Origin of the sequence: Moritella sp. 5 (assembly GCF_018219455.1) — a bacterium.
Taxonomy (GTDB): Bacteria; Pseudomonadota; Gammaproteobacteria; order Enterobacterales; family Moritellaceae; genus Moritella.
Map to the genome: position 1 here is coordinate 4,081,077 of NZ_CP056122.1, position 14,838 is coordinate 4,095,914.

13 protein-coding genes are annotated in these 14,838 nt (G+C 39.8%); 1 reads left to right on the forward strand and 12 read right to left on the reverse strand.

Going from position 1 to position 14,838, the window contains the following annotated elements; translation table 11 throughout:
* Positions 1-161: 161 nt before the first annotated feature.
* The 11 genes from tdh to HWV01_RS18225 form a co-directional block, all read right to left on the reverse strand.
* Complete coding sequence (gene tdh, locus HWV01_RS18175) at positions 162-1,187, reverse strand: L-threonine 3-dehydrogenase (RefSeq protein WP_211672878.1); 1,026 nt, start codon at positions 1,185-1,187, stop codon at positions 162-164.
* Positions 1,188-1,205: 18 nt separating this feature from the next.
* On the reverse strand, positions 1,206-2,396 hold the full coding sequence (locus HWV01_RS18180) for a glycine C-acetyltransferase (RefSeq protein WP_211672879.1): 1,191 nt from the start codon (positions 2,394-2,396) through the stop codon (positions 1,206-1,208).
* Positions 2,397-2,637: 241 nt separating this feature from the next.
* A complete protein-coding gene (locus HWV01_RS18185; RefSeq protein WP_211672880.1) occupies positions 2,638-4,326 on the reverse strand; it encodes an NAD-dependent malic enzyme in 1,689 nt (562 codons plus the stop codon).
* A 188-nt stretch (positions 4,327-4,514) separates the two neighbouring features.
* The gene (locus tag HWV01_RS18190; RefSeq protein ID WP_067046371.1) at positions 4,515-5,369 is read right to left on the reverse strand and encodes an RNA polymerase sigma factor RpoD/SigA; all 855 of its coding nucleotides are present in this window, start codon (positions 5,367-5,369) and stop codon (positions 4,515-4,517) included.
* Between the two features lie 462 nt (positions 5,370-5,831).
* The gene (gene yciA, locus HWV01_RS18195; protein ID WP_211672881.1) at positions 5,832-6,287 is read right to left on the reverse strand and encodes an acyl-CoA thioester hydrolase YciA; all 456 of its coding nucleotides are present in this window, start codon (positions 6,285-6,287) and stop codon (positions 5,832-5,834) included.
* A 105-nt stretch (positions 6,288-6,392) separates the two neighbouring features.
* Positions 6,393-7,403 (reverse strand): low-specificity L-threonine aldolase, encoded by a 1,011-nt coding sequence (ltaE, locus tag HWV01_RS18200; RefSeq protein WP_211672882.1) that lies wholly within the window; start codon positions 7,401-7,403, stop codon positions 6,393-6,395.
* 233 nt (positions 7,404-7,636) lie between these two features.
* A complete protein-coding gene (gene sstT / locus HWV01_RS18205; protein WP_211672883.1) occupies positions 7,637-8,851 on the reverse strand; it encodes a serine/threonine transporter SstT in 1,215 nt (404 codons plus the stop codon).
* A gap of 154 nt (positions 8,852-9,005) precedes the next feature.
* Entirely contained in the window at positions 9,006-9,443 is a 438-nt protein-coding gene (locus tag HWV01_RS18210) for a hypothetical protein (RefSeq protein ID WP_211672884.1), read from the reverse strand.
* Positions 9,444-9,911, reverse strand: a complete 468-nt coding sequence (locus HWV01_RS18215) for a hypothetical protein (RefSeq protein ID WP_249185372.1) — start codon at positions 9,909-9,911, stop codon at positions 9,444-9,446. It lies immediately after the preceding gene.
* Positions 9,911-10,528: a prepilin-type N-terminal cleavage/methylation domain-containing protein gene (locus HWV01_RS18220; RefSeq protein ID WP_249185373.1), complete on the reverse strand. Its 618-nt coding sequence runs from the start codon at positions 10,526-10,528 to the stop codon at positions 9,911-9,913. Before HWV01_RS18220 ends, HWV01_RS18215 begins: the two co-directional genes overlap by 1 nt.
* Positions 10,515-11,042 carry a prepilin-type N-terminal cleavage/methylation domain-containing protein gene (locus HWV01_RS18225; RefSeq protein WP_211672885.1) on the reverse strand — a complete coding sequence of 176 codons (528 nt, stop codon included), beginning with the start codon at positions 11,040-11,042 and terminating at the stop codon, positions 10,515-10,517. Before HWV01_RS18225 ends, HWV01_RS18220 begins: the two co-directional genes overlap by 14 nt.
* A gap of 225 nt (positions 11,043-11,267) precedes the next feature.
* Between HWV01_RS18225 and HWV01_RS18230 the strand changes: the two genes are divergently transcribed.
* On the forward strand, positions 11,268-11,489 hold the full coding sequence (locus tag HWV01_RS18230; RefSeq protein ID WP_211672886.1) for a hypothetical protein: 222 nt from the start codon (positions 11,268-11,270) through the stop codon (positions 11,487-11,489).
* A 112-nt stretch (positions 11,490-11,601) separates the two neighbouring features.
* On the opposite strand, the gene carB is transcribed toward HWV01_RS18230, so the two are convergent.
* Entirely contained in the window at positions 11,602-14,820 is a 3,219-nt protein-coding gene (carB, locus tag HWV01_RS18235; RefSeq protein ID WP_211672887.1) for a carbamoyl-phosphate synthase large subunit, read from the reverse strand.
* Positions 14,821-14,838: the final 18 nt, after the last annotated feature.

Here is a 14,838-nt window from a genome sequence, read left to right on the forward strand (position 1 = left end):
CACTATAAAAGAAACAACTTGTTATACTATAACACTTTCATGATATAACTATAATACTTGTATAAAGATAAGATAAAATAAAAATACAGCGTATAAAAAAGGGTAAGCCAGAGATAATCAGGCTTACCCTTTCAACAGTATTACGTCATTACGACATCTGCTTAATCCCAGTCTAGGATAACTTTACCTGACATACCAGAACGCATAATATCAAAACCTTCTTGGAATTGATCAATTGGGAAGTTGTGCGTGATAATTGGCGTTAGGTCCAAACCTGACTGGATTAATGCAGCCATTTTGTACCAAGTTTCAAACATTTCACGACCATAAATACCTTTAATGACTAGACCTTTAAAGATAACATTGCCCCATTCGATGCTCATGTCATTAGGTGGAATCCCCAACATAGCAACTTTACCGCCATGATTCATCTTGTCTAGCATATCGCTAAATGCAGATGGCACACCTGACATTTCAAGGCCAACATCGAAGCCTTCTGTCATTTTCAGTTCATCCATCACATCTTTAAGTGACTCTGTTATTACGTTCACCGCACGTGTAACACCCATTTTACGAGCGAGGTCTAAACGGAATTCATTCACATCCGTGATCACAACATTACGTGCACCAACGTGCTTACATACTGCTGCAGCCATGATACCAATTGGGCCAGCACCAGTAATTAATACATCTTCACCAACCACATCAAATGATAAGGCAGTGTGTACAGCGTTACCAAATGGGTCAAAGATTGCAGCCATGTCATCAGAAATATCATCTGGTAGTTTGAATGCGTTAAATGCAGGAATGACTAAATATTCAGCAAATGCGCCTTCACGGTTAACACCAACACCTGTTGTATTTCGGCATAAATGTGTGCGACCTGCACGACAGTTACGGCAGTGTCCACACGTAATGTGACCTTCACCAGAAACACGATCACCTAATGCGAAACCACGAACTTCTTGGCCGATGCCAACAACTTCACCTACATACTCGTGACCTACAACCATAGGTACTGGAATAGTTTTTTGTGACCATTCATCCCAGTTATAAATATGGATGTCGGTACCACAAATAGCGGTTTTTCGGATCTTGATTAACAAATCATTGTGGCCAAGCGTTGGCTTTTCCACATCTGTCATCCAAATACCTTGTTCAGGTTTTAATTTTGCTAGTGCTTTCATTTTCTTTAATCCACTTATTTAGATGATGCCAAGATCTTTACCAATACGGGTAAATTCGGCAATTGCAATATCAATTTGTTCTATGCTGTGCGCTGCTGACATTTGTGTACGGATACGTGCTTTACCATGTGGAACCACTGGGAAAGAGAAGCCAATTACATAAATGCCTTCTGCTAATAAACGCTCTGACATTTCAGCAGCCAGTGCAGCATCGCCAATCATTACCGGTACAATTGCGTGGTCAGCACCTGCAAGTGTAAATCCAGCTGCGCCCATTTCACGGCGGAAATGTTCTGCATTTGATTTAACTTTTGCACGTAAATCATGACCTTCTTCCATCATATCGATAACACGAATTGATGCAGCAACAATCGCAGGAGCAACCGAGTTTGAGAATAAGTATGGACGTGAACGCTGACGTAACCAGTCAACAACTTCTTTTTTAGCTGATGTGTAGCCGCCTGACGCGCCACCTAATGCTTTGCCTAATGTACCCGTGATGATGTCAACACGATCCATTACGCCACAATGTTCAGGAGTACCACGACCGCCTTCACCAACAAAACCAACAGCGTGTGAATCGTCAACCATTACTAATGCGTTGTACTTGTCTGCAAGGTCACAAACACCTTGTAGATTAGCGATCACGCCATCCATTGAGAATACACCATCAGTTGCGATCAGCTTGTGACGCACACCTGCAGCATCAGCAGCAATAAGTTGCTCTTCTAGTGATGCCATGTTGTTATTTTTGTAACGAAAGCGTTTTGCTTTACATAGACGTACACCATCAATGATTGACGCGTGGTTTAGTTCGTCAGAGATAATGGCATCTTCTGCACTTAATAACGTCTCGAATAAACCCGTGTTTGCATCAAAGCAAGACGTATATAAGATAGTATCTTCCATACCAAGGAAAGTACTGATCTTGCTTTCTAATTCTTTATGTTTGTCTTGTGTACCACAGATAAAACGTACTGATGCCATACCAAAACCGTGGCTATCTAAACCTGATTGTGCAGCCGCAATTAAGTCTGCATGGTTAGCCAAACCTAAATAGTTATTCGCACAGAAGTTAACAACTTCATTACCTGCCACTTGAATGTTGGCATTTTGGGCTGAAGTAATCACTCGCTCGTTTTTATAAAGGCCATCAGCTTTAGTTTGCTCTAGCTGAGATTGAATTTGCGAATAAAATGATGTGGTCATCTGGCCAACTCCTAAGGTTAATGTCGATTTGATAGAGAAACGCCACGCATTCTACTAAACATAGCTGATCAAGCCAGAAGTATATGGCAAATACACAAGTATTTTTTGCAAAATTGTTACGCAGCACGACTTATTGCAACATATAACCAATAAACTTGATAAAAAAAACCAGCTAAAGTAGCTGGTTTTTTTTAACATCAGTATAGAATACCTATATGCATTGCATATTTAGGGGTATTAGCTAGTTAGCAACACGCTTATATTCACGATATTCTGGTAACCAGAAGTTCTTTTCAATCTTGTTACGGATCGCTTCATCAGAAGTCTGCAGAGCAACACCTTGCAGTTGTGCTGTTTTAGCTACCCAGAAAGCAATCTCTTTACTTACCGAATGAATGTCCGTTAGTGGCGGTAATAATGGACCTTCACCATTACGACCTAACGGTGAACAATCCGCTAATGCACGACTTGCCGCCATTAACATTGCATTTGTTACACGCGTCGCTTCTGCAGCCAGCACACCTAAACCTATACCTGGAAAAATGTAGCTATTGTTACATTGTGCAATAGTGATCAATTCATCACCATAACTTACTGGTGGGAACGGGCTACCAGTTGCAACTAATGCACGACCTTCTGTCCAGCGGATAAGATCTTGTGGCGTAGCTTCGACTCGTGATGTCGGGTTACTTAACGGGAATATAATCGGACGCTCAGTATTTGCAGCCATCGTTTTAATAACTTGCTCAGTAAACAGGCCCGGCTGCCCAGATACACCAATGAGAATAGATGGTTTAGCATGTGTCATTACGTCGAGTAATGAGATCACATCACTGTCAATTTCCCACTCGTCACGTAAACCTTGATGCTGTACAAGTTTCTGTTGGAAATCGAGTAGATTTGGCATTTTGTCTGTGAGTACACCAAAACGGTCAACCATGAATACACGTGCACGCGCTTGACCATCAGAGAGACCTTCAGACTTCATTTGGGCAACGATTTGTTCGGCAATACCGCAACCAGCAGAACCCGCACCTAAGAAGGTAACTTTTTGTTCACTTAGTTTGGTTTTCGCAGCACGACAAGCAGCCATTAGGCTACCTAATGTAACGGCAGCAGTACCTTGAATATCATCGTTGAAACAACAGATCTTATCTTTATAACGTTCTAATAATGGCATTGCATTTTGTTGTGCAAAGTCTTCAAATTGCAATAACACATTTGGCCAACGACGTTTTACTGCATCAATGAACAGATCTAAAAATTCATTATACTTATCTTGGTCGATACGCGGTTTACGCCAACCCATGTACATCGGATCTTGTAAACGATTTTCATTATTAGTACCCACATCTAACACGATAGGTAAGCAGTTAGCCGGGCTAATACCACCACACGAGGTATAAAGTGACAATTTACCAATTGGAATACCCATACCACCGATACCTTGATCACCTAAACCAAGAATACGCTCACCATCCGTTACTACGATCACTTTTACATTTTGCTTATTTACATTATGTAAAATATCATCGATGTTTTCACGTTCAGGGTAAGAGATAAATAAACCACGAGCACGGCGGTAAATATCTGAGAACTGTTGACACGCAGCACCAACGGTTGGGGTATAAATAATTGGCATCATCTCTTCCAGATGATTATCAACTAAACGGTAAAATAATGTTTCATTAGTATCTTGGATATTACGTAAATAAACGTGTTTATCCATCGCACTCTCAAAACCTGAAAACTGCTTATAAGCACGTTCAGATTGTTCTTGAATAGACTCAACCATCGGGGGAATTAAGCCCGTAAGGTTGAAACTTAGGCGCTCAATTGCACTAAAACCACTACCTTTATTTAATAAAGGTGTTTCTAATAGTGTAGAGCCAGCGTAGGGCAAATACAGAGGACGGTTTGTTGTGCTCATTGATATCTCATATGTATGAAAGAGTGCAGTATGTTACCTGTCGTAACTACTGGACGGGCTAAAATGACGAAGGAATATACTCGGCTAAACTATCATAATCTAAAGAAAAAAACTAAAGATAACGATAATAGCTGAAAATATATTCCTTTTTATATACACAGAAAATTAGTGAGCAGCAAGGTGATTATTTAATTAAGATAATCTTGTTTTTGTACTGTATTTTGCAGTAACTCAGGCTGAATTTTCTGTAAGCTAAAATTAATAATTTGGCGAATTCGTTCTCTCGACATGGATAGACGTTCGCCGATAACATGTAGAGTCAGTGGATCTTCTTCACCTAATCCGAATCTCAATTCAATGATTTTTCTATCTCGTTCAGATAAATGGCCTAACACTTCATCCAAATAACATAAAGTATCAGCATCTTCGAGTTCATCGTTCGGTTTGCAAATAGAATAATCTTCTAGCATATCAACCAAAGCGGTACTTGAATCACGATCAGTGACGATCGTTTTATCTAAACTTGCTTCATTGAAATAATAGGATAACACTTCAGTAACTTGTGTGTGTTGCATTTCCAGTATTTCTGCCAATGCCATCACATCATGGTTACATTGCAAGTCTAATTCTTGTTCACGTGCGGTTTTTAAAATGCGTTTATATACTTTACCAATATGAATTGGAACACGGATAGTCCGTGACTGGTTCATAATAAAGCGTTCAATATTATTCTTGATCCACCAAACGGCATAAGTGGAAAAACGAAAACCTTTAGTTGCATCGAATTTTTCGACCGCGTGGATCAATCCCGTATTCCCTTCTTGGATAATATCAACTAACGGTAATGAAGTATGTTGGTAACGTTTGGCGATATTAATCACTAGGCGTAAATTCGATTGGATCATACGTTGTCTGGCTTTTACATCACCTTCATGAGAAGCAACCGCCGTTTCATATTCTTCTTCTTTAGTTAATAATTTACTGCTTCGGTTTACTTGATACATGTATACGTCTAGTGCATTCGACTCGTTAGATAATTCCATTTTTCTATCTCCCTAAGCGAGTCTCTCCACATGAAACCACGCTTACAAATTAAACATACCTAGCAACAACTATAGAACTAACTAGAAACAAATTGTTATTACAAAATAATTCAGTAGAAATAAGGTTAGTCTGGAATTCCACTTTTGAAAGGCAATTATTAAAAAAAACAGTGACATTCCTAGAATAGTAACAAAATATGATAAAACCAAACAAGGTCAGACCAGATAATAATTATCAGACTCTATTGTTAATAAGTTTACTTCAATTGTTTTTATGCTGAAAACTCAATGTTTAGTAGCTAGCTTACTCGATGAATTAATCATCGATATCACGCAGAGTCTAACTCATTTAATTTAGCCATTAATGTAGGAAGTAGAAGTAGGAAGTAGGAAGTAGGAAGTAGCAGAATACTTATCAATAAAATATTCCGCTTATATATCAAGTATAATTATTGATATCAATTATTCGACAGCACAAGTACGCTCGATACGACGAGACTTACCATTATCATCAATCGCGACATAGGTAAATGTAGCTTCGGTAACAATATAACGATAGTTAAATTTCGGCGCATTAATCACAGGTTTAACCCAAATTTCTAACTTTATTGTCATCGATGAATTACCAATACGAGAGCATGTACCATAACAACAAACCACATCACCAACCGCTACCGGTTGATGAAATGTCATCCCATCGACAGAAATAGTGGCCACCCTGCCCTGTGCAATTTCTTTCGCTAAAATACCGCCAGCAATATCCATTTGAGACATGATCCAGCCACCAAAAATATCACCATTTGCATTGGTATCAGCAGGCATTGCTAAAGTACGTAAAACCAAACTACCTGTCGGTATTCTCGATTTATCTAATTTCAATTTTTGCTTCTCTGCTACTGCTGTTGTTTTATCTGACATGATAACTCCGACATTACCTTTATTATAATAATTATAGTTATACCCAAACTACTTCAAGATGCTTGGGTATATATCTGCCTTATTTACGTGAAATAAGGCTTAGGTTTACATTGCATTAAAATGCTTGATTTCTGCAATTAATAAGTCAATTGCGTCGACTGTAATATCTTGGTGTACAGCAAAACGAATCACTGAACCCGCACTAATAATGATGCCTTTAGTGCGTAAGTATGCCGATAATGCTTTGCCATCTTTACCGGAATACTGAGTAAAGATCATGTTGGTTTGCACACTGTCTAAGTCAAAAGTAAACTCAGGCAGTGTCAATAATTGTTGCGCTAAATATTGTGTATTTTCATGATCAATCGCTAACTTATCAATTTGCTCATCTAAAGCTAAAATACCTGCAGCGGCAAGAATACCCGCTTGACGCATACCGCCACCCAACATCTTCCGCCAGCGTCTTGCACTGCGAATTAATGATTCAGAACCAAGTAATAATGACCCAACCGGTGCAGCAAGTCCTTTCGATAAACAGATAGATGCAGAATCAAAATATTGGGTGATCTCACTTGCATCGACATTCAGTTTAACCGCGGCATTAAAAACACGCGCACCATCAAGGTGAATGCGTAATCCATGATCAAATGCTAACGCTTGTGCTTGGGCTAAATACTCAAGGGGTAAAACTTTACCACCAATCGTATTTTCTAATGATAATAATTTGGTTTTAGCATGGTGATCATCATCTGGTTTAATATTGTCACGGATCGCTTGTAGACTGATCGTGCCATCGGCCTCGTTGGCAATAGGTTGTGGTTGTACACTACCTAATACCGCAGCACCGCCTCCTTCCCAACGATAGTTATGGGCATTTTGACCACAAATATATTCATCACCACGCTGGCAATGCGCCATAATAGCTAATAAGTTAGCTTGTGTGCCTGACGAACAAAAAATCGCGGCATCAAATCCATAACGATCTGCCGCCATTGCTTCAAGCTTATTTACCGTGGGATCATCACCATAAACATCATCACCGACAACGGCGGTAGCCATGGCTCTGCGCATTTCTGCCGTAGGCTGTGTGACTGTATCACTTCTAAAGTCAAACATTTGTCTATTCCTTTTCGCCGATATCTATACAAAAATCTACATTTACACATTAAACCGATGATTAATGTTTTAATCTATTGCTACTTCGGTTCTTAGAATTTTAAATGAGTATAACACCCGCATAACGAGAGTCAGGTTAAATTTAATCAAAAAAAAGCAGCCAGTTATCATTAACTGGCTGCTTTATTATAGATATACTGTTCTCACAAAATGAATCAGATTAGTAACCTATTTTATACGTCTGTTTTTCTTGCATGAGCGTGGCTTACTGCAGCAGTAAATACCACATCCGTTGAGCTGTTTAACGCGGTTTCTGCCGAGTCTTGCAATACACCGATAATGAAGCCCGTTGCAACCACTTGCATAGCAATATCGTTCTCGATACCAAATAAGCTACAAGCTAATGGGATCAGCAATAATGAACCACCTGCAACACCAGAAGCGCCACATGCAGAAATAGCCGCAATGATACTTAAGAGTAAGGCAGTTGGTAAATCAACCGCAATACCTAAGGTATTAACTGCCGCTAAAGTCAGTACTGTGATAGTGATAGCTGCACCGCCCATGTTAATCGTTGCACCAAGCGGGATAGCAACAGAGTAAGTATCTTTATGTAAGTTTAATTTTTTACACAACTCCATATTTACCGGAATATTGGCTGCAGATGAACGCGTGAAGAACGCCGTAATACCACTTTCACGTAAACACTGAAAAATAAGCGGGTACGGATTTTGACGTGACATGAAAAATAAAATAGCCGGATTAATCACTAATGCAACAATAGCCATTGAACCCAGTAATACCGCTAGCAAGTGAGTATAACTTGCCATTGCAGAAAAACCAACGGTCGCAAATGTTGATGCCACTAAACCAAAAATACCTAGCGGTGCAAATCGGATCACCACATGCACTATCTTCGACACACCGCCTGCAATATCACCGATCACTTGTTTGGTCGTCGATGATGCATGCTTCAAGGCAACACCAAAACCAATACCCCAAGTTAATACACCAATAAAGTTACTGGTAACAATTGCATTAATTGGATTATCAACCACTTTATAAATCAGGTTACGTAATACTTCGGTGATATTACTTGGTGCCGCATTCGTTGCACCTTCAGTCATTAAGGCTAACTGAACAGGGAATAAGAAACTTAAACTAACTGCGACAAGCGCAGCAGCAAAGGTGCCAAGTAGATACAAGATAACAACAGGGCGCATATTAGCATTGGTATTCGCTTCTTGATTGGCTATCGCAGAGATAACTAATACAAATACTAATAAAGGTGCGATCGCTTTTAGCGCACTAACAAATAATCCGCCAAATAAACTTGCTTCTATAGCAATCTCAGGGGCTGCATACGCTAACGCGATACCCGCAATAATACAAATTATGATCTGCTTAACCAAACTCAGTTGAAAAAGCCCTGCTACTTTACTACCCATATCACGTCCTAAATATCCATAAACACCAATAAAGGCAGGATAATATCAAATTAAATGAAAAAGATAATATAAAACATTAGTAATTCATCACATAATGACAATAAATATTGAGATTAACGTATATTATAGTTCACGACACTTGTATTGCTTTATTTTATCTCACTATCAGGCCTTGATTCAGTATCGTAATACTACTAATGGTATAGGGCGTATTCGCTTTATCAATCCAATTAACTTTAACGACAACCTCTTTCAGTAGGCTTAATGTAGTTTTAGTTGTTATAACGCTTACTTGCCACGTTAAATTAAATTTATGTTGGTCATAGTGAATGTTCCCCGCAGCTAAATTACCTCCGATATTAGAACTCAACGTATTAAATTCAGCAATCGAACCAGCTAAATAATGGAGTTCATTCAACTTGAACTCCATTAATGCCCATGCAGTTGTATATTGTGATTGCTTCAATATAATTTGGGCCTGAGTTAACTTTAGCGCAGTCATGCCAAATACAGGCAGTGATAGAATAAATAAGCTAATCATCACTTCAAGTAAGCTTCCTCCTTGCTGTGCCAAATATCGTTTAAGCCGCATTTAAAATCCGAATAAAGAATTGGGTAGCCAAACCCAAGGTGTTGATGTCGTAATGAGTTTGCGCTGCACCATCAGCCGCTCAGTACTATTGAATGGTATTTCGAGTAACACATTGAAAATACCTTCCTGTTCAGCGCATAAATAAAACCGCTCTGATAGCATAAATTCACGCATCATGTCATTAGGTGTAACGGCCTGACGACTCTCTAATGCTAAGTTAGTACAAGGGGCTACCAAAGCAAGTAATTCAGGAGACTCGTAGAGAACGATATAAAATAAATCTAACTTATTGACTGCTGTGATTCTCGTTTTTAAATAATTAAGGTGGAGTTGGTTCCGTTGAATTCGCTGTTGCTGAAGATGGGCAAACGATAAACTACCACTGATCATAATAAAGACGATAATGAGCGTCATCGATAGTAAAGCGAAACCATGGACAGCGAAACATGAAGATTGTTTATCGCGCACTATAGCAAAGCCCTCGCCCTGCTATTTCGAAAAAAATTAAGCTCAATATCCACTAAATGACGATGGCGTATATTTAACGCAATCGTGACATAGCTTTCCACTCTTTGCGGTAGCCTATATTGCTGAGCAATTGTAAATTGCAATAAAGTCACATCGATACTCGCAGTGTTAGAAATCATCTCCCAGCCTAAGCCACCCTCACAGCTAACCTCACTGCCTTTACGTAACTGTATCCCACCATTGTGTAGCCTAAACCCAAAGTTTTCACCACTAAAAACACCATCTTCATTACGATCATAGCGGTACAAAATGCAATCTTTTCTAGCGTTCAAATTATACACTTGGTCATTACTGTAAATAAAAGGGTTCGCCGTTTCACTACTGAGATTATAACCCGCTCGGTTTAGCTCTCGCTGCATAATAAGCAGTACATTTTTAGCGTCCTGCTGCACAAGATAATATTGTTCAGCCCGATTCTTTTGCACTTCATGTGTAGCGAATAAACTATAAAATCCAATCGAGATAACGCCGACTAATACAATCGAAATCATTGTTTCGATTAGCACAAATCCAGCGTGATGAACGCGGTAAGGTAATAATGATTTAACAAGGTGCATAAATAGCACTCTCTCCACGAACCATGCAAACTCGAATACGTCCCTGAGTACTCACAATTATCTTAGTAGAAAAACGACCTAGTGAAAGTTGATAGGTGGCACCATTAGTCATACCAAATAATGGTGAAAAAGATAAATGAGGCCGATTAGTTACGATCTCAATACCACTTTTCACGGCGCTAACTTGGCCATATTTAGACTGACATAACGCGCTCGATGTAAAGCAATCACAGTTTTCTAATTGACTGATGACCCAGCATAGTTCAACGGCAGTAATAAGTGAGTTGTTTACCTGTACGGTAAAATAATGTGGTAACTCCCGCACTATTGATAATTGTCGAGTGACATTTAAGGCTTCAACTAATTGTCTTGTGAGGTGACATATTTTATTTTTATTCACCAATGCACGATATGAAGGCGTACTACTCGCCATCAATATAATCAGTATTGCCAGCGCTACAAGTAACTCGATTAAGGTTAGTCCTTGTAACTTACATTTACATTGTTTCGTCATCGTTAGCTTTATTTACCTCATAGTATGATGACACTAACCTTATAATAAAATGCAATCACTGATACTTTTTTTCCAATAAACAGGTAAAATGTTCAGTAATTATTGAGTATGCCCACACTGATTACTTGTTCGCTTTGATTAAACTCAGAGCCATAAACAAGTAAACAACAGGTGTAATTCTACCAGTCACAATAAATATAAAGCACGTACAATTAAAGAGTTATTATGTTAAAAATAGATTTTTCAGCGATCAACAAAAGCAGTTCAAAATCGTTCCATGAACAGCGTAATACCATCAAAAAAGTATGTCTTGGAAAAACTGTTTTATGCCCAGTTTGTCAGCAAGCGTTAAAGTTGTTACCTCCAAAGAACAAAAATGATGACTCTAAAACAGGGGTAAGTTGTGCGAAGGGCTGCACATTCATTGAGTTGGAATTTGAACTGTAATAACGGTTATTAATCGTTAGCTGTTTTTGAATATAAAATTGCAGACATAAAAAAACCTCGCACTTCGTTATAACTGAAGTTGCGAGGTTTTTTATTAACTATAAATACTTACTTATTTGATACGTTTATGTAGCTCTTGTACTGAGCGAACTGTACCACGGTCATCCGCAGAGTGCGCTTGGCACGTTGCAAATGCAGCATTCATTGTTGTTGTGTAGTTAACTTTATAACGTAAAGCCGCTGCACGTAGTTGACGAGAATCTTCAATCGCAACACGACCTTCAGTCGTATTAATGATGTAGCTGTATTCGCCATTTTTGATACGGTCAAGAATATGAGGACGACCTTCGTGTACCTTGTTAACGAGACGAAGATTAATACCTTCTTCACCTAGTGCAACAGCAGTACCGTGAGTCGCATCGATTTCAAAACCAAGTGCAATTAATTGCTTAGCTAGGTCAGCTGCGCGGGCTTTATCACCGTTACGAACAGAGATAAGCGCACGACCAGTCTTAGCAACTTCTGCAGAAGCACCAAGCTGTGCTTTAGCATAAGCTTCAGCGAATGTATCACCCACACCCATAACTTCACCAGTAGAACGCATTTCAGGACCTAATAACGGGTCTGAACCTGGGAACTTAGCAAATGGTAGTACTACTTCTTTAACAGAGTAGTATGGTGGGATAACTTCTTCAGTGAAACCAAGTTCAACTAACGTTTGGCCAGCCATTACTCGAGCAGCAACTTTCGCAAGTTGTACACCCGTTGCTTTTGAAACAAAAGGAACAGTACGTGCTGCACGTGGGTTTACTTCAATAAGATAAACTTCATTATCTTTCACAGCGAACTGCGTATTCATCAGACCGATAACGCCTAGCTCTAATGCTAATGCACGTACTTGACCACGCATAACATCAAGAATTTCAGGGCTCAATGAATAAGGAGGTAATGAACAACCTGAGTCACCTGAGTGAACACCTGCTTGTTCAATGTGCTCCATGATGCCGCCAATAACAACATCTTTACCATCACAGATTGCATCTACGTCAAGCTCGATTGCGTTATCTAGGAAACGGTCTAGTAATACTGGTGATTCGTTAGAAACACTTACCGCTTCTTTGAAGTAACGACGTAAATCGATTTCGTCATATACGATCTCCATTGCACGGCCGCCAAGTACATATGAAGGACGTACAACTAACGGATAACCGATAGATTTAGCTGAAATAACCGCTTGTTCAGTCGTTGTTACCGTCGCATTGTCAGGCTGTAATAAACCTAGACGGTCAACCGCTTGTTGGAAGCGTTCACGATCTTCAGAACGGTCAATCGCATCCGGTGATGTACCTATGATTGGTACGCCAGCCGCTTCTAATTCACGTGCTAGTTTAAGTGGTGTTTGACCACCGTACTGAACGATCACGCCTTTCGGCTTTTCAACGCGTACGATTTCTAATACATCTTCTAATGTGATAGGTTCGAAGTATAGACGATCTGATGTGTCGTAATCCGTTGAAACAGTTTCAGGGTTACAGTTAACCATGATAGTTTCGTAACCATCTTCACGCATTGCTAATGCTGCATGTACACAACAGTAATCGAATTCGATACCTTGACCAATACGGTTAGGACCGCCACCAATGATCATGATTTTATCGTTATCAGTTGGCTTTGCTTCACATTCTTCATCGTACGTTGAGTACATGTAAGCTGTATCACTTGAGAATTCAGCTGCACAGGTATCAACACGTTTGTAAACCGGTAAGATCTCTAAACGGTGACGTAATTTACGTACTTCGTTTTCACTTACACCAGCAAGTTTAGACAGACGTAAATCAGAGAAACCTTTACGCTTAAGTTGACGTAAGTACGCTTCGTCAAAACCAGCTAGACCCACTTTACTCACGTTTGCTTCAGCGTTAATGATATCTTCAATTTGCACGAGGAACCAATGGTCAACACGTGTAATATCATAGATGTCATCACGGGACATGCCGCTACGGAATGCATCAGCAATATAGAAAATACGCTCTGCGCCCGCTTCTGTTAATTCCTGACGAATTTTAGCTGCTGCAGACTCATCGTTTAGGTTAACTTCTGGGTCAAAACCGTTCTTGCCGATTTCTAAACCACGTAATGCTTTTTGCAGTGATTCTTGGAAGTTACGGCCAATTGCCATTACTTCGCCAACAGATTTCATCTGTGTGGTTAGACGGTCATTCGCACCAGCAAATTTTTCGAAGTTAAAGCGTGGCAGCTTAGTTACAACGTAATCCAGTGTTGGTTCGAACGATGCAGGAGTCGCGCCGCCAGTAATGTCATTTGATAATTCATCTAACGTATAACCTACAGCAAGTTTTGCAGCAATTTTTGCAATTGGGAAACCCGTTGCTTTTGATGCAAGTGCTGATGAACGAGATACACGTGGGTTCATCTCGATGATAACCATACGGCCATCTTCAGGATTTATACCAAACTGTACGTTTGAACCACCTGTTTCAACACCAATTTCACGTAGAACAGCCATCGATGCATTACGCATGATTTGGTATTCTTTATCCGTTAATGTTTGTGCTGGTGCAACCGTGATTGAGTCACCTGTGTGGATGCCCATTGGGTCGAAGTTTTCAATTGTACATACGATGATGCAGTTGTCGTTTTTATCACGTACAACTTCAGTTTCGTATTCTTTCCAACCGATTAATGATTCATCGATCAGTAATTCTGTCGTTGGAGAAAGGTCTAGACCTAACGTACAAATGTCGATGAACTCTTCCATGTTATAAGCGATACCGCCACCCGTACCACCCATAGTGAATGATGGACGAATAATACATGGGAAACCAACTTCAGCCAGTACACCTTTTGCTTCTTCGATTGTGTGAGCAATACCAGCACGAGGGGTTTCAAGACCAATTGCTTTCATTGCTTTATCAAAACGACTACGGTCTTCCGCTTTATCGATTGCATCCGCTGTTGCACCGATTAGTTCAACACCAAATTCAGCTAAAACACCGTTGCTTTCTAATTCAAGCGCACAGTTTAATGCCGTTTGACCACCCATAGTCGGTAATACCGCATCTGGACGTTCTTTTTCGATGATGTTACGTACAACTTCCCAATGGATCGGCTCGATGTAAGTCGCATCCGCCATTTCTGGGTCAGTCATAATTGTAGCTGGATTTGAGTTAACTAGAATAACTCGGTAGCCTTCTTCACGAAGCGCTTTACAAGCTTGAGCACCGGAATAGTCAAACTCACACGCTTGACCGATTACGATAGGACCTGCGCCCAAGATTAGAATACTTTTTATATCATTACGTTTTGGCATAGTTCAATTCTCTACTAG